The 17,064-nt window shown below is 37.6% G+C and carries 16 protein-coding genes and 1 pseudogene; 10 read left to right on the plus strand and 7 right to left on the minus strand.

The features are described 5' to 3' along the window. Window positions 1-271 precede the first annotated feature (271 nt). The 7 genes from NPX99_RS02665 (at window position 272) to gmk (ending at window position 6,474) form a co-directional block, all read left to right on the plus strand. Window positions 272-859 carry an undecaprenyl-diphosphatase gene (locus NPX99_RS02665; RefSeq protein ID WP_269030214.1) on the plus strand — a complete coding sequence of 196 codons (588 nt, stop codon included), beginning with the start codon at window positions 272-274 and terminating at the stop codon, window positions 857-859. 76 nt (window positions 860-935) lie between these two features. Next, window positions 936-1,880: an ACP S-malonyltransferase gene (gene fabD, locus NPX99_RS02670; RefSeq protein ID WP_269030215.1), complete on the plus strand. Its 945-nt coding sequence runs from the start codon at window positions 936-938 to the stop codon at window positions 1,878-1,880. A gap of 19 nt (window positions 1,881-1,899) precedes the next feature. Further along, window positions 1,900-2,652 (plus strand): 3-oxoacyl-[acyl-carrier-protein] reductase, encoded by a 753-nt coding sequence (gene fabG / locus NPX99_RS02675; protein ID WP_269030216.1) that lies wholly within the window; start codon window positions 1,900-1,902, stop codon window positions 2,650-2,652. Window positions 2,653-2,912: 260 nt separating this feature from the next. Further along, window positions 2,913-3,149 carry an acyl carrier protein gene (locus NPX99_RS02680; protein ID WP_004860281.1) on the plus strand — a complete coding sequence of 79 codons (237 nt, stop codon included), beginning with the start codon at window positions 2,913-2,915 and terminating at the stop codon, window positions 3,147-3,149. Window positions 3,150-3,250: 101 nt separating this feature from the next. Further along, a complete protein-coding gene (gene fabF, locus NPX99_RS02685) occupies window positions 3,251-4,513 on the plus strand; it encodes a beta-ketoacyl-ACP synthase II (RefSeq protein WP_269030217.1) in 1,263 nt (420 codons plus the stop codon). Window positions 4,514-4,629: 116 nt separating this feature from the next. After that, entirely contained in the window at window positions 4,630-5,739 is a 1,110-nt protein-coding gene (gene mltG / locus NPX99_RS02690) for an endolytic transglycosylase MltG (protein ID WP_269030218.1), read from the plus strand. A gap of 63 nt (window positions 5,740-5,802) precedes the next feature. After that, window positions 5,803-6,474 (plus strand): guanylate kinase, encoded by a 672-nt coding sequence (gmk, locus tag NPX99_RS02695; RefSeq protein WP_269030219.1) that lies wholly within the window; start codon window positions 5,803-5,805, stop codon window positions 6,472-6,474. 42 nt (window positions 6,475-6,516) lie between these two features. On the opposite strand, the gene rsmA is transcribed toward gmk, so the two are convergent. The 6 genes from rsmA to lptF form a co-directional block, all read right to left on the minus strand. After that, window positions 6,517-7,347: a 16S rRNA (adenine(1518)-N(6)/adenine(1519)-N(6))-dimethyltransferase RsmA gene (rsmA, locus tag NPX99_RS02700; protein WP_269030220.1), complete on the minus strand. Its 831-nt coding sequence runs from the start codon at window positions 7,345-7,347 to the stop codon at window positions 6,517-6,519. After that, window positions 7,338-8,351, minus strand: a complete 1,014-nt coding sequence (gene pdxA / locus NPX99_RS02705; RefSeq protein WP_269030221.1) for a 4-hydroxythreonine-4-phosphate dehydrogenase PdxA — start codon at window positions 8,349-8,351, stop codon at window positions 7,338-7,340. The genes rsmA and pdxA overlap by 10 nt, the downstream gene beginning before the upstream one ends. Further along, a complete protein-coding gene (locus NPX99_RS02710; protein WP_269030222.1) occupies window positions 8,351-9,307 on the minus strand; it encodes a SurA N-terminal domain-containing protein in 957 nt (318 codons plus the stop codon). The genes pdxA and NPX99_RS02710 overlap by 1 nt, the downstream gene beginning before the upstream one ends. A gap of 102 nt (window positions 9,308-9,409) precedes the next feature. Next, the gene (locus tag NPX99_RS02715) at window positions 9,410-11,779 is read right to left on the minus strand and encodes an LPS-assembly protein LptD (protein ID WP_269030223.1); all 2,370 of its coding nucleotides are present in this window, start codon (window positions 11,777-11,779) and stop codon (window positions 9,410-9,412) included. After that, window positions 11,780-12,871 carry an LPS export ABC transporter permease LptG gene (gene lptG, locus NPX99_RS02720; RefSeq protein WP_269030224.1) on the minus strand — a complete coding sequence of 364 codons (1,092 nt, stop codon included), beginning with the start codon at window positions 12,869-12,871 and terminating at the stop codon, window positions 11,780-11,782. Then, on the minus strand, window positions 12,868-14,058 hold the full coding sequence (gene lptF, locus NPX99_RS02725) for an LPS export ABC transporter permease LptF (RefSeq protein ID WP_269030225.1): 1,191 nt from the start codon (window positions 14,056-14,058) through the stop codon (window positions 12,868-12,870). The genes lptG and lptF overlap by 4 nt, the downstream gene beginning before the upstream one ends. Window positions 14,059-14,477: 419 nt before the next feature. On the opposite strand from lptF, the gene NPX99_RS02730 reads away from it, so the two are divergent. From NPX99_RS02730 to NPX99_RS02740, 3 genes and pseudogenes are all read left to right on the plus strand, one after another. Continuing rightward, the gene (locus NPX99_RS02730) at window positions 14,478-14,924 is read left to right on the plus strand and encodes a DNA polymerase III subunit chi (protein ID WP_269030226.1); all 447 of its coding nucleotides are present in this window, start codon (window positions 14,478-14,480) and stop codon (window positions 14,922-14,924) included. Then, window positions 14,924-15,108, plus strand: a pseudogene (locus tag NPX99_RS02735) (hypothetical protein). Before NPX99_RS02730 ends, NPX99_RS02735 begins: the two are co-directional and overlap by 1 nt. Continuing rightward, window positions 15,095-15,361 (plus strand): hypothetical protein, encoded by a 267-nt coding sequence (locus NPX99_RS02740; protein WP_269030286.1) that lies wholly within the window; start codon window positions 15,095-15,097, stop codon window positions 15,359-15,361. Before NPX99_RS02735 ends, NPX99_RS02740 begins: the two are co-directional and overlap by 14 nt. On the opposite strand, the gene NPX99_RS02745 is transcribed toward NPX99_RS02740, so the two are convergent. Next, the gene (locus tag NPX99_RS02745) at window positions 15,358-16,647 is read right to left on the minus strand and encodes an MFS transporter (protein WP_269030227.1); all 1,290 of its coding nucleotides are present in this window, start codon (window positions 16,645-16,647) and stop codon (window positions 15,358-15,360) included. The genes NPX99_RS02740 and NPX99_RS02745 overlap by 4 nt on opposite strands. Window positions 16,648-17,064: the final 417 nt, after the last annotated feature.

The following is a 17,064-nucleotide window of genomic DNA, read 5'->3' on the forward strand; positions in this document are numbered from 1 at the left end:
AAGAAAGGACGCGTTTACAATTCGAGACATTCGAGAGCGGAGACACAGGAGGTCGGAAACATTGCGCTTCCTACTGGTTATTTTCCAGTCCTCCGTTCAACCTCCAGCCAAAGTGCCGGTAACGAAAGTTTGATATCTACAGCTTATCTTTAAAAATAGCAAGTTTATGCGTATAAAAAATTGATTTATTGAATCTTGACCTATTCTTTATAGGTTTCATTCTTTTAAAAGATTATGATGCTGATAAGCTATAAACATGAAGGAAAAAAGAATGGATTTTTTAAATCGAATTGATGTTGCACTTTTTGAAATGTTTGCTGGCAGTCATCAATCTTGGTCAGTTTTAGTTTTATTGGGTATTTTTTGTGCGAAGTTTTTGATTTATATTATTCCATTACATCTTTGTATGTTATGGTTTTGCGGTGAAGAGAGAGAGAGACGCGTAACACTAAGCATTTGTGTGAGCATTTGTGCAGCTCTTTTTATAGGTTATCTTATTTCTCTTATTTATTTTCATCCACGTCCGTTTGTTGTGGGATTAACAACACCACTCATTAAGCATCGTGCAACCGCTTCTTTTCCGAGTAATCATGCCTTGACTTTCGCATCTTATATGGCGAATCTTTATTTTTATCGATACAAAGTTGCTTCTCGGTTTGCCGCGGTGTTTTTATGTTTGATCTGTTGGGGGCGTATCTTTGTCGGTGTACATTATCCTTTTGATGTTTTAGCTGGCACAATTTTAGGCTGCTTTATCAGTTGGGGCGTTCTTCATTTTATAGCGCCATATTTTCCTAAGTTTCTATATCAAATTCCACCATTAAAGTATAACTTTAAGAGAAATATCCGTTCAAAATAAATGGCTTTCTCTTGATTTGTGCTGATGAATAAGATCAAAAGCAGATAATTTAATTACATAATTTAGGAGTTGAGGAATGGTGGCAGCTTTTATTTTTCCAGGACAGGGGAGCCAACTTGTTGGTATGGGCAAAGCGCTCGCAGAGCAATTTATTGCAGCTCGGATGGTTTTTGAAGAAGTTGATGATGCTTTAGGTGAGAAATTATCAAATATCATTTTTGAAGGTCCAGCAGATGTTTTGACGTTAACAGCAAATGCTCAACCAGCTTTAATGTGTGTATCTATAGCTATTATTCGTGTGATGGAACAATTAGGGCTTGATATAGAATCAAAGATAAAATTTGTTGCAGGTCATTCTTTGGGAGAATATTCGGCTCTTTGTGCTGCTGGTACATTTAGTCTTCGTGATACAGCAAGGCTCTTGCGTATTCGTGGAAATGCCATGCAGGCTGCTGTTGCTGTTGGTGATGGCTCTATGGCAGCACTTATTGGATTGGATGAGCAAGATGTAGAAGAAATTTGTGAGACTGTTTCTGGAAAAGGAGTATGTCAGATTGCTAATGATAATGGAGGGGGACAAATTGTTATCTCAGGTGAAGCGAAAGCGGTTGAGACAGCGGTAGAGCTTGCATCAAAAAAAGGTGCGAAACGTGCACTTCTTCTTTCTGTTTCTGCGCCTTTCCATTCGTCCTTAATGCAACCTGCTGCTGATGCCATGAAGAAAGCACTTTTGACTGTTAATAAAAAGGCTCCTATTGTTCCTCTCATTGCCAATGTTTCTGTTACACCAGAAAGTGATCCAGAGCGTATTGCTATGCTTCTTGTTGAACAAGTAACAGGGAGAGTGAGATGGCGTGAAACGATAGAGTGGATCAGTGCTCATGGGGTTGATACACTTTTTGAAGTTGGTTCTGGAAAAGTATTAACAGGTTTAGCGCGTCGTATTAATAAGGATGTAGAGGCATTAACAATTGGAACAGCTGAGGAAATAGAAACAGCACTACAGATGCTTGGCGTTTAATCGATAAGGAGTCTAAAAAATGTTTAAATTAACAGGTCGTAAAGCTCTTGTGACGGGAGCATCGGGAGGGATTGGTGAGGCAATAGCGCGTTGTTTTTATGCACAAGGGGCCATTGTTGGACTCCATGGAACACGTGAAGAAAAGCTTAAAGAAGTCGCTGCAGATCTGAGAAAAGCAGATCTAGGAAAAGATGTTTTTGTGTTTCCCGCTAATCTTTCTGAGCGTAAATCTATTAAGCAATTGGCTGAAGCAGCGGAAAGAGAAATGGGTGGTGTTGATATCCTTGTAAACAATGCAGGAATTACCCGAGATGATCTTTTTATACGTATGCAGGATCAAGATTGGGATGATGTCTTAGCGGTTAATTTGACAGCTGCTTCTACTTTAACACGTGAATTAACGCATTCTATGATGCGACGTCGCTATGGACGAGTTATTAACATAACATCTATTGTTGGTGTTGTTGGAAATCCTGGACAAACGAACTATTGTGCTGCAAAGGCAGGTTTGATAGGTTTTTCGAAAGCATTGGCACAAGAAATTGCTTCACGAAACATTACGGTCAATTGTATTGCTCCAGGATTCATTAAGTCCGCAATGACCGATAAGCTTAATGAAAAGCAAAAAGAAACTATTATGGCTGCAATTCCAATGAAGCGTATGGGGAGTGGAGAAGAAATAGCTTCTGCTGCTGTTTATCTAGCAAGCGATGAGGCAGCCTATGTGACAGGTCAAACACTCCACGTCAATGGTGGAATGGCAATGATTTAAGTATTTTTTTCACATTGATTTATAAATTTTATTATTTTAGTAATATCAAGCGAAATGAGAAAATGTATTCTGTTTCCTTAATATAATCAGTTAATCAATTTATGTCGGAATGTCAGATTGGTTCATTTTGTAGGGGATATCCACAGGGTGTTTTAAATTGTTGCTAAAATCTTGAGAGTAAATGCATCTATTGCTTGATTAGATGATGCGATATAGTTAACCCAATTATAGGAAAGTAATATAAATTTGAGGATTTCAACATGAGTGATACAGTAGAGCGCGTTAAGAAAATTATCGTGGAGCATCTTGGAGTGAATGCCGATAAGGTAGTAGAAAATGCGAGCTTTATCGATGATCTAGGAGCAGATAGCCTTGATACGGTGGAGCTCGTTATGGCTTTTGAAGAAGAATTTGGTGTGGAAATCCCAGATGAGGCTGCTGAAACGATTTTCACAGTTGGTGATGCAGTAAAGTTTATCGATAAAGCTTCTGCGTGATGATTGAAAGGCAAAAGCGTAAAATGCTTTTGCCTTTATTCTTTAGAGCTATTTTGAGAAATAAGCTTTGAGAGGTGAATCTCAATTCAAGGTTAGAAGTTATGAGACGTGTTGTTGTTACTGGTTTAGGATTGGTATCTCCATTAGCTGGTGATGTCGAATGGAGTTGGAAACGTCTTCTTGAAGGGAAAAGTGGTGTTCGACGCATTACTGAATTTGATGTGTCCGATTTGCCATGCCAAATTGCTGCTCGTATCCCCCTAGGGGATGGAACAGAGGGTACCTATAATGCTGATTTGTATATGGATCCCAAAGAACAGCGTAAGGTTGATGCATTTATTGTTTATGCAATGGCTGCTGCTGGCCAAGCGCTTTCAGATGCTGAGTGGTTTCCTAAAAGTGATGAAGATCAGGTTTCTACAGGTGTATTAATTGGTTCGGGTATTGGTGGTATAGAAGGTATTGTTGAGGCTGGGTATACACTTCGTGATAAAGGCCCAAGGCGTGTCTCTCCTTTTTTTATTCCAGGACGTTTGATTAATCTTGCTTCTGGTTATGTCTCTATTAAACACGGTTTGCGTGGTCCTAATCATTCGGTTGTGACAGCTTGTTCGACAGGTGCGCATGCAATTGGTGATGCGGCACGTTTGATTGCCTTGGGTGATGCCGATGTAATGGTGGCAGGGGGCACTGAATCTCCGATAAATCGAATCTCTCTTGCTGGTTTTTCTGCTTGTAGAGCTCTTTCTACTTGTCGTAATGATGATCCTGAACGCGCATCACGTCCTTATGATATTGATCGTGATGGTTTTGTGATGGGGGAGGGAGCTGCGATTGTTGTTTTAGAAGAGCTTGAACATGCAAAAAAACGGGGGGCACGTATTTATGCTGAGATTATTGGCTATGGTTTATCTGGCGATGCTTATCATATTACTGCTCCTTCAGAGAGTGGTGAAGGTGCACAGCGTAGTATGATGGCTGCTCTTAAGCGCGCACAAGTGGATGTAAGCGAGCTTGATTATATTAATGCGCATGGAACTTCAACGATGGCTGATACTATAGAGTTGGCAGCTGTTGAACGCGTTTTGGGGCATTATGCACCAAAAGTATCTATGTCATCAACAAAGTCATCAGTAGGGCATTTACTTGGAGCAGCCGGTGCTGCTGAGGCTATTTTTTGTGTTTTAGCTATACGAGATAATATAGCTCCAGCAACACTTAATCTTGATAATCCATCTATTGAAACGAAAATTGACCTTGTCCCACATAAACCACGTGAACGAAAGATTGATACGATTCTCTCTAATTCTTTTGGATTTGGTGGAACTAATGCGTCTTTAGTCATGCGCCGCTTTGAGAAATAATAAACACTTTATATTTGTTCTTCTGTTTCTGTTTTTTCTATTTTATTATAAAATTTATAAAAGTTTTAGTGAGAAATGAGCGTTATAGTACATAAAAGCTATTGAGGTTGATAATTATGTCCGATGTGAAAAATGGAAAACCATTCAAGGACGTAAATGATTCCTCTTCGAATCGTTTAGCAGATAATCATATGTTCGCACAGAAGAGACGGAAGAAATCGTTTATTGTACGCAATCCTTTGGTCATTCTGGGGCATTTTTTTCTCATGATGATTGTGATTGTTATTTTAAGCATCGGTATCCCTCTTTATATTGGAAAAAGTATATTTGAAGGAAGGGGGATGACGGGGGAAGAACAAGTTGTTCTTATCTATCCAGGAACAGGAATTCGTGAGATTGCTTCATTGCTTGAAAAACGTGGGCTTATTCGGTCATCTGATGTTTTTGTTTATGGAGTTGGTTACCATCAAAAAACGACACATCTTAAAGCTGGTGAATATTTAATTCCAGCGCATGCCTCGATGCGGGACATTATGGATATTCTTGTGAAAGGGAAATCTATTGAATATACATTTACAGTGCCGGAAGGTTTAACGGTTCAACAAGTTTTTGATCGATTAGCTGCTCATGAAGTTTTGATTGGAGATCTTCCAAAAGTTTTGCCTCCAGAAGGCAGTTTGATGACAGATACTGTCCGTTTTATTCGAGGAACAACGCGTAAAGAAATTATAAACAGATTGCGTGAAGGACAGACAAAATTAATTCACGCGATATGGGCTACGCGCTCACCTGATTTGCCAATTAAATCCATAGATGAATTTGTTATATTGGCATCAATTGTTGAGAAAGAAACAGGAATTGCAGCAGAAAGACCGCAGGTTGCTGCGGTGTTTTATAACCGTCTTGCAAAACATATGCGTCTTCAATCGGATCCAACGGTCATTTATGGTCTCTTTGGTGGAAAAGGGATACCATCCGGTCGTGCAATTTATCGTTCGGATCTTGAGAAGGAAACACCGTATAACACTTATAAAATTGATGGTTTGCCACCAACGGCTATTGCAAATCCAGGTCGCGATTCTTTGAAAGCGGTGGCACATCCACCCAGCAGTGATGTACTCTATTTTGTAGCTGATGGTTCGGGAGGGCATGTTTTTTCTAGAACTTTAGAGGAACATAATATGAATGTTCGCAAGTGGCGTGCATTAAAGAAGGAAAAACATTAGCTTTTGAAGATTAAAGAAAATATATTATGGATGTTTAAAGAACAGTTGAAAAAGTAAAGCAGTATGACGACATTCTTTGAGGATAAATTAAGGGCAAAAAAAAGAGATCACCGTCGTGGTTTTTTATTTATTCTCTCTTCACCTTCAGGAGCGGGCAAATCAACTCTTTCTCGATTGCTTTTGAAAGATGAACAATTAGAGCTTTCCATCAGTGTGACGACACGGCAAAGACGTCCTAGTGAGGTAGATGGCCTTCATTATCATTTTATTTCAAAAAAAGAGTTTGAACGCAAACGTGAGGGTGATGAATTTATTGAATGGGCAGAAGTTCATGGGAATTATTACGGAACTTTGCGGGAAAGCGTTGAAAACGTATTGAGAGATGGTCGAGATATGTTATTCGATATTGATTATCAAGGAACCGAACAGCTTCAAAAAAAAATGCCAGAGGATACCGTATCTGTTTTCATTCTGCCACCATCAATGAAGGAGCTTATTTCGCGTTTGCATCGTCGAGCAGAAGATAACCAAGATGTTATCAATTTACGATTGAGAAATGCACGAACAGAAATGCAGCATTGGCGTTCTTACGATTATGTTGTCATTAATGAGGATTTAGATCAGTCCCTATCGCTTATTAAATCGATTTATTTAGCCGAAACAGTAAAACGCGAACGATGCTCCTTTCTTGAACCTTTTATTAATGGGCTGATTGCTGAAGAGATGAATGAATGATCTCATTATTTTGAAAAAGAAGAATGAAAAAAATTATGTTTTTTAGATCACCAAATTGGCTAAAGTTACAAATTCAGAAATTGAGAGCGTTTCTGCGCGACGTGTTCCATCAATTCCCGCTTTTTCTAAAAGTATTTCACCTCCGAGAGGTTTAAGATTTTGACGAAGCATTTTTCGTCTTTGTCCAAAAGCCGTTTTTGTAATAAAGCTCAATTTTTGTGCGGAGCAAGTGAGAGGTTCTGTTCGCGGAATGATATGAACAACAGAAGAAGTTATTTTGGGTGCCGGTATGAAGGCTTGAGGAGGCACATCAAAAGCAATTTTAGCAATAGTACGCCATCCGGTTAAAACACTAAGGCGACCATAGTGGGCAGATTGAGGTTTTGCTGTAATACGTTTAGCAACTTCTCGTTGAAACATTAATGTCATGGATTCATAAAAAGGAGGCCATGGCTCAGCTAATAGCCAATTTAATACGAGTTGTGTTCCAATATTATAGGGAAGATTTGCAATAATGCGTGGTTTTTCTAAAGATTTTTCAAAAAGTTTTGAGAAATCTTGCTTTAATGCATCATTACAAATAATTTTTAGCTTTTGCGGATAGTATTTTTCTATCTCTAAGAGAGCAGGTAGAAAGCGCTCATCATGTTCTATTGCGGTGACAATAGCTCCTTTTGCAAGCAAGGCACGTGTTAGCCCTCCAGGACCAGGACCTACTTCAATAACAGGTTTTCCTTCTATATTTCCTGCTTGATGAGCAATTTTAGATGTGAGATTAAGATCAAAAAGGAAATTTTGACCCAAAGATTTATGAGCTTGTAATCCGTACATATTAATAACCTCACGCAGAGGAGGGAGATTATCTATTGGCATGGTATCAAACTATTTTCTGCAAGTTGATTTGCAAGTTTAAGGGCAGCGATAAAGCTTTCGGGAGAGGCAATCCCTTTATCAGCAATGTCAAAAGCAGTTCCATGATCTGGAGAAGTACGAATAAAAGGTAATCCTAAAGTGATATTGACAGTGGTATCAAAATCCAGTGTCTTAACAGGAATCAGTGCCTGATCATGATACATGCACAGGGCAACATCATATGCTTTTCTTGCAGATTCATGGAACATCGTATCAGCAGGCAGTGGGCCTATGATATTGAGTCCTTTCTTTTTAAGATATTCGATAGCGGGGATAATAGTTGCAATCTCTTCTTTTCCCATCGTACCTTCTTCTCCCGCATGAGGGTTAAGTCCAGAAATAGCAAGACGGGGTGAAGTTATTTTAAAGCGTGTTCTTAGGTCGTGTTCAGTAATAAGTGCCGTTTTAATGATGAGTTCGCGAGTAAGGTATGAAGGAACTTCTTTGAATGGAACATGAATAGTAATTGGTACTGTCTTTAATCGAGGTCCTGCTAACATCATAATCGGATGATGACATTTCTTAGAGTCTTGATAAGCCAAATCTGCTAAAAATTCTGTATGACCTGGAAATTTAAATCCGGCATCGTAAAGGTTCTTTTTTGCAATGGGACAAGTAATGAGTGCACATGCATAGCCGCTTTGGATCAATTGAACGCTACGTTTTATCGCTTCAATTATTCCAGCAGCATTATTTGGTGAAGGTAATCCTAGTTGATCACTTTGTCGATTTTCTAATGGTATTACAGGAAGAGCTACTTGGAAATTTTTTACAGGATTATCTGTAAAAACAGATTCTACTTCGACATCGATCTGTAAAAAATGGGCGCGTGCACGAATGACATCTGGATCAGCGAGAAGAACGAAAGGTGGAATTTGACGTGTAACACGTAAATTCCAAGCTTTCAGTACTATTTCAGGACCAATACCAGCAGGATCACCACCACTAACAATAAGTACAGCCATTATGAGTTTTGAATACGTGCTGACCGCCGCAATTCTTCTAAATATTTTTCACTCAATTTCTCAAGTTTCTGCGGGCCCTTTTGTTTATTATCTTGAATGGAAAATATCAACCGAGCTACGTAATCATCAGAAACTCTTTTTATTTTGCATACAGCAATCGCTTCAATTCCATCAGATGTTTCCTGGAATTTGGTCATTTTTCCGACAGGCGTTGCGAGGATAGCTTGTTCCCATGCACTGGGAAGTTGGGGTTCAAGAAATTTTCCTAAGTGACGGATAGTAACATCCAAGATACCACTCGCTTGTTTTTGAGCATTCGTACATCCTTGGAAATGTGCGCGAAAATTATTCGCTTCTCTCTGGCGTCTTTCAAAGATTTCTGAACGGAGATGTGCAGGAATGACAAAAACAATTCGCTGTAGTGTATATTCATTGGTTGAAGGTTTCACACCACCATTTTTTAATATTCTTCGTACAGCTTCTTGTTCTGTAATCAAGCCTGTCTCAGCTTGATAGCGTGCATTGACAAGACGGCCCCATCCTATTTGTCCACGGATGTAATCCTTAAAGTGCTGTACTGTGATATCATTTTGAGTCAAAATTTGGTTGAGTTGATCAATGGTCATATTATTTTGCGTTGCAAAGTTCTCGAAAGCGCTCTCAACTTCATGATTACTCACTTCAATATTACGACGCTTTATTTCAATATTTTTAAGGACTTCATTGATAAGCTCATTTTTAGCTTGCACAGCAAGATTGCCCTGCTTTTGTTGCAATCTGAGAAAAGCAACGCGCCTTTGTATATCGTAATTTGTGATAGGATTGCCATTGACTGTAGTAACAATGACAGTCTGTGCGAAGACCGGAGGAATTAAAAATTCACTTATCAGCATACTACTTGCACTCAAAGGTGTAATACAAAATAAAGCAAAAATACGCTTTTTCAATTTGTTCATGTAAATAGGCCTTCGCATTATTTATTAATTTTTATCAACTGCTTAAGATATACGTTTTTTTTCATAAAAACAACAATAAGTTAAATTGCTTATACATTCTCTTTATAAATCTGATTTCGCCTTTTTTCCAATATCTGCAATTGTCCGTAATGAAAGAGAGAAGTTAAAGTTTCGCAAAGGTGTTTTCTTTCCTGGATTGTTTATCTGCTGATAACCGAATGTTAGCCCAAAACATTCATCTGTATAGTTCAAACTAATTCCTCGTTTTACGAATGTACCAGATACCAAGTCATAACCGGCATTGCTGTTGATAGACCAGTAATTAGGCAGCTTAAGACCAGTTTGAAAAAAAATCTCTTGGCGCTCTTGTGGATATTCATAATCTGGTTGGTTTGCAATATAAACATATTGTATAGCCGCTTTAAAATTTTGCCATTTTTGTGATGCTTCAACTTCACTACGGTGAATTTTCCCTGTTTTTTTATCAAAACGTCCACGGGCTTCTAAAGAAAAACCACTTTTATGGTTTGCACTAACCATTGCTACATAGTCTGAACGTGTTGTTTCGAGGCCAGAATGAATGCCTACATTAACAAAATCTCTTTTCGCAAACGAATTTTTTCCCGCAAGATGAAAGGATTGTCCAATAAGACCGTAAAGAGACCAATTACTATTAAAACTTCCAGAATATCTTAAACCTATATTGGCTCTTGTTCCACCTTCTACGCGGTCATAACCAGAGAATTTATCGCGTTGAAACAGAGTGGTCGCGTCAAAGATGAAACTTTGTGCATCTTCATTGGGGAGTTGTCCTATATAGCGTTCATTATTGCGTACAAAAATTTGTGCGGTTGGCTCTATAATATGTGTAGAATTGCTTAATCTCATGAGGAGGGGGTAGCGTAATTCTAAACCAGCTGTTGCCATGCCACGAAACGCTGAATTACGGAGAGTTAATGAGGAGTTATTTATTATAGGAAGAGTGTCGTTTTTATGCGCATTTGTTGTAATGAGATCAGCCCGTAAAGAGAAAAGAGGGGTTAAGATAAGGCCATTACCCGTTTTGAAGCGTCTTTTCCATTCTAGTTCATTTGTTAAACGAAAATTATTTCCCGCCATACCAGAAAGCCTAGTAGCGTTGAGAGGAATTCCGTTCCAGTCGGTATATCTGAAGTCAGTATGACGACGATAAATCGATTGCATATTACTATGAAAGGTAAGCATTCCATTATAAATTGATTCATTTGGTGTGAAAGAATAATCAATGCGGGGGAGAACCCATGCTTGTCGAGAGTGTCGCTCATAATCAGGGTCATTTAAGAGTAAATCTTGAACATTGAAATGGTAAAAACGCATATCAAAGTGGTTTTTTCCTGCAAGACCATTCAAATAAAGCTGAGAAAGTTGTGTAGGATTGTTATAGTTTTCAAGTTTATATGTACGACTAAAGTGTCGATCAGACTGTGCAAGAATATCCCATCCATAGGTCCAGTGTGAATTAAGTCGAAAATCACCCTTTGTTGCTAGCATATAACGGTTTTTACGATGTGCATCAATTGTATCGTTATCAAAGCTATGCGGTTTCATTTGGTATATATGTGCAAAGCGAATGTTATAATTGCCTGTTTTAAAACGTTGACGCCATTCACCTTCAGTTAAAAGTCCTTGTTGCGTATAGACCGTAGAAGAAAGTGTAAAATCATAATGGGGGGCAAGATTCCAGAAGTAAGAATTTTTTATGCCCATGCCGAGATAATCGCTATAAAAAAAATGAGGAGCAAGCAGACCGCTAGCACGTTTCACAGTTGGATCATGGAGTTCAAAAGTTGGAAGCTGTAGAATTGGTACACCAAAAACTTCAAAACGACTCTTTTCAAATCGAATTTTTTTGGTACGATTATTCCATATGATTTTTCGTGCTTTAATCTTCCACAACACTTCTCTATCTGGTTTGTAGGAGCACGGTTCACAGGCTGTGTAGGAGGCATTGTTGAAAGTTGTTATTTGATTACTGTTTCGTGTAGCACTTTCTGCCGCGAAATGGACATTGTTGGCTGTATCAATACGTAATGCGTTTACGAATCCTTCGCCGAAATCTTTAGTCATATCAATTTGGTTAGAATAAATTTTATTCCCATCTTTTTGAACAATTTCAACATTTCCTTGGGCTATAATTCGTCCTGTTTTTTGATTATAGGTGACTTTTTGGGCAACAACTTTATTGCCATCATATTCGATTCGGACATTACCTTGTGCAGAGACAGTATTTTCATCACGATTGTAAATAAGTTCTTCTGCAGAGAGAGAAAGAGGACTTACGGGATTCGAGATACGATTTTGAGCAAGAGAAGTAAGGTTTTTGGTGTATGCAAAACGGGATAAAGAGAGACCCAAAACAAAGACAAGAACGCTTTTAAAGGCAACTGCACTTAATTGTGTTAAAATCACTTTCTTATTTATTAATATTTTCACTTAGCCATCCTCTTTATGAAGAAGAAAAGAGATTCCCAAAAACAATGCAATAACAACCGGTGTCCAAGCGGCAATAATGGGTGGAATATATCCGGCATTACCAAAAGCCTGAACGAGTACAGAAATAACATAAAGCATGAATCCGGCTGTTACGCCACCAAGAATCAATGTTCCAGATTGTCCAAAGCGCGTGAAATTTAAAGATACAATTGCTGCAATGAGAGTCATTGCCACAAGCAGTGCAGGCAATGCAATCAAAGATTGTAAATACATCTCAAAATTATTGGCAGAATAGCCAAATGAACGTGCAATCATAATTTTTTTTGGCAATTGATAAAATGGGATAGTCGCGGGATTTACTAAACGTTCGGTTAAAAATTCAGGTTTTAGATTAGTTTTTATTTGAAACGTAGTAAATTTTTCAGGAGGATGCCCTATTTTATAGATTGTACCTTCTTTTAATAGCCAAGCACCGTTTGTTAATGTTGCCTTTTGGGCGTTAATCCAATTTTTGACTGTTGCATTATCGTTATATTGTACAAAGGTTGTATCAATAAGAGAAAGCCCTTGATCAGTGATAGATTTAGCACCAATAGTTGTTTTGCCTGAATTTGTGCGTTGTGTGAACCATGGTATACGTGTGTCATGAAAGGATGTGAGTATATTATTGCTACGCCACTCAGTCATCATTTTTTCTGCTTGAGAAAATCCCCATGCAGCAAGTGGATTAATCAGCAGAATTGAAAATAATCCAAAAAGAAAAGCTCCCAAGCAAGCAGGCATGAGAAATTGCCATGCAGAAACACCAATTGAACGTGTCACAACAAGCTCAAGTTTTCTATTAAGCGAGATCAGCATCACCATTGCAGAAAAGAGTGCGATAAAGGGAATGAGTTGTTGCACAATAAAAGGGATGCGAAAAGCAGAAATAAGAAATGCATCTTTTGCGGTATAATGGGAAAGGTGAGATAGACGACCAGAGTTTTCTGTAAAGTCGATTAAAAAAGCAAGAATAAAAATACTCACAAAGAAATAACAGGTTGTTTTGAGATAACGTATAAAAAAATATCGCCCAAGCGTCCAACCAATCATGATATTTTATCCGAGTGGTATAGAGATTTTCGATGTTTAAATTTATTTACCAATTTTTGAAGAGCGCCTTGAATAACCTCGTTAAGTTTTGTGGGGATACCAATTTGATGATTTGTTAAGAGCATGAAAAAAATAAGCATACTCATTCCTATGGGTGTAATATAAAGCAGAGGAATGTAGGCAAGATCACCCTTTGCTTTTTCGGCGAAAAAATATCCTATCCAATACACTAATAAAGAAATACTAATCGCAGAGAAGTTTGCAGAGTTGCGTGCTTGTCGATATGAGCGTGTATCTCCTGCTGCTGCTAATGCAATGAGTGAAAAAACAATTGGATAGAGCCATTCTGTGAGTCTGCGATGAAACTCAGCTTTATAGTGGAGAGGTTTTCGTTGATAGTAGGGATCTTTCGGGTCAGGATTTCGTAAATAAGAAAGAGGACGGTCTTTTGGGTAAAGTGTGGGTGTTTTATCGTTGGGGATGAATTCACTCAAGTTAAAGGTATACGAGCTGAATTGAACGATTGAAACGCTCTTATTTTGATGATTGTTTCTTTCTATTTCACCATTATTGAGGACTAAAAAATGGCCATTTTTATTGCTTACAATTGACGCATCTGTTGCATAATAAAAAATATCAGTTTTAGAATCACGTTGGTCAGCGATGAAAAGATGCTTAAGTGTTCCGTTTGGATTTCGTCCACCAATTTCTATGTAAAGGTTATTGGCGAGTTTTTGGAAGCTGCCTTCACTAATGAAAAGATTAATAAGATCAAAATGAGCACTTGCAAGCATTTGTCGCATATTAAGTCTAGCTTGAGGAACAACAAAATTGGCTATAGAAAAGGAGGCACAGGCTGCAACAATTGCGAGGAGAAGAATAGGTTTCCAGACAGTATTTTTTGGAAAACCGGAGGCACTGATGATTGCAAGCTCTGAGTCTTGATTCATTGCTGAAAGGGTACTTGTAATCGCAATGACTAATGCAAAGGGAATGACAAGAAAAATAACAGAAGGGACCAATGAGAGTGAAAATTGCAAAACTGTGAAGAGTGTTTGTTTACTTGTTGTGAGAAAGTTTATCCGTGCAAGAATCTGCACTGTCCAACTGATACTGACTGCTGCAATCATAACAGCACTAAACAGCACAAGAACACGTTTTAGGATATATAACTCAATGATACGCATAAACTGGATAACATCCTCAGTCTTTAATGAGAGAGTAAATATTGTACACTGTCTTTTAGATGAAAAATATAACCAATAAAAAATATTTTTATATATTGCGCACTTTCATAAAATAAAGAACATGAGATTGTTAGCCAACTTCAATCCATTCTATTTATATTCTATTTTCAACTATAGTCCATAGAGAAGCAAGAAAACAAACTCAAATATTTTTTCTATGAATTTAGGGTTTTTATGAACTTAGGAAATGACGAGAGGTCTTTTTCCTGCTGTGAGATAGTTTAAAAAAAGTAACATGCACAATCGAAACAAGATGGTTTGTTATATTTTTAACTCTTTCTTTTTATGTGAGAGGTGATAGAAGCTTCTTCAAAAAACGTTGACTTTGTTTATAATTTATAAAGAATGATGAGGGTTTAATGGATATTCTGTTTTATCATTTGACGCAGTCAACGCTAGGAGATATTTTGCCAACCCTTGTAGAGCGTGCATTGGCGCGTTTTTGCAAGATAACCATACAATGTGTGAGTGAAGAGCAACGCGATGCTATAGATATGCGTCTATGGGTTTATGCTGATGAAGCATTTATTGGACATGGGACTGAATATGATCCATATCCAAGTTTGCAGCCCGTATTTCTTACTACAGGGCAGGAAAATCCGAATGATTCAAAGATACGCTTTCTTATAGAAGGAGCAGTTTGCTCAAATATTGATACTTATCAGCGGCTTGTCGTGATATTTGATGGACAAAATGATCAGCAATTAAATCTTGTTCGTGCACAGTGGAAAAAATATAAAATGGAAAATCATAATTTAACTTATTGGCAGCAGAATGAAAATCGCTGTTGGGAAAAACAGGCTTAATGCGTGTAACGTTTGTTATTTTGATTTTTATAGGATTGATAGGAAACATAAATCCTGCGTTCTTTATTGCGAAAGGATTGGGAGGGGGATGCGTTGAGTTTTTATTATGATTTTTCTTTTGGGAGTGTTCAAGATGTGGGTTACAATCAAAAAAAATAAACGGTATGATGATGACCGTTATTGATCGAATTTTGCTCATTTTATGGGCTGTGATATTAGCCTTTTTTTGCGTTTCGTTGGTAGGGACAACGCATATCCTGTCACAAATTTTCCCTATTACTTATATTGGCAATATTGCGGATATCTTATTCTTTTTTCTGAGTGCGTTGTTTGCTGGAATATTGTGGTGGAGTATACCGCAACCAATGTCTTTAAAAATGAAACTAGCGGCATTTTTGCCGCTAGTCCTCATTTTATTCGTCTTCACTATGTTTTAGTTAGATATTTCATCATCTTTAAAACCAACGAAACAAAGCAATGAGATAAATGAGGCAAGAAATAAATAATAACCAACATAAGAAACATCAAAATGTTGCACCAAGTATTCTGCAATATAAGGAGCGAGAGATCCTCCAATAATGCCGGATAAATTAAAAGTTACAGAAGCACCGGTGTACCGAATTTCTGTTGGGTATGGTGAAGCTAAAACAGCACCAAGAGGACTATATATCATTCCCATGATCGATAACCCAATGATAGACATTACAAAAACCCCTATAATTCCAGAGCTTAAAAAATAGGGAATTACGAAAGAATAGACTCCAGTAATTATTGTGATCCATATCATCAAAGTTCTACGTCTAATACGATCAGCGAGTATTCCAGTCAGAACAGTAAAAATACCGCAGAAAATAGCACCGACGATTTCTACTTGAAGAGCCTGATAAAATGGCAATTGCAAATAGTTTGTTGTATAGCTTAACAAATAGGCGCTCACCAAATAAAAGAGAACAAATGTTGCCATACCACAAAATGTACCAAGAAAGAGAACCCGTGGATATTTAAAAAAGACATCTATTATTGGAGCTTTAACACGCTCTTTACGTTCAAGAGTTTTTTTAAATGCTGGTGTTTCGTTAATGGAGAGACGAACCCATAATCCTATGATCATAAGAACAACTGAACCGATAAAAGGAATACGCCATCCCCATGCTATAAGCTCATTATGATCAAAAAAATGCAACAGACCTAAATAAACAATAACAGATAAAAACAAGCCAAACGGAACACCTAATTGAGGAAACATTGCATACCAGCCACGTTTCTCTGGTGGCGCATTTTCTGTTGCAAGTAGCACTGCTCCCCCCCATTCGCCTCCTAATCCCATACCTTGTCCAATGCGGCATATAGTTAAGAAGAAAGGTGCCCACCATCCGGCTGTTTCATAAGTAGGGAGAAAACCAATAATAACTGTTGATAGTCCCATTGTAAGAAGAGCAGCAATAAGCGTTGCCTTTCTTCCTATTTTATCTCCAAAATGTCCAAAAACAATAGATCCAAAGGGGCGGGAAAAAAAAGCCGCCCCAAAGATTAGGAAAGACTGTAAAATTGCAAGTTGATCATTTTGCGTTGGAAAAAATACATGAGGAAATATAAGAGCTGCAGCAGTTGCAAAGACATAAAAATCGAAAAATTCAATTGTTGGACCAATAAGGCTTGCAAACAAAATGTGAAGAGTAGAATTTTTTTTGCTTATATCTTGTATTTCTGAGTTTATAGACATGAATAGAATGTCCCTTTCAGTATTATGACAAAATCAAATTACGAAACTAACTTCTTTAATTATAAAATCGAATCAGCATCGAGTCGATATTATTACGCTTCTCATGTAAGAGAACAATGACTATGGTATGATAAGCATAGATGGTTGTACTTTATTTAACCAAATTCAATGCACAAAGGCACTATTTAAAACGCCATAAAAGATGAAAATATATTTTTACAAACAACGTAATTTTATATAATTTTATTCTGCTGTTTCTTTTACAATAGACGTTATTTTAGCCTGTTTAGGAAGCAATCTGATTTTTCAGATTATTGTTTAGTCTCACAAGAATATTCAAAAAGTCTTTTTATAGATGCAATTAAAACACTTTTTAAGTGCATTATAAATTATTTTCATTTTTTGGTTGTGTGTAAG

The sequence above is a fragment of the Bartonella sp. 220B genome (assembly GCF_026930205.1).
GTDB lineage: Bacteria > Pseudomonadota > Alphaproteobacteria > Rhizobiales > Rhizobiaceae > Bartonella.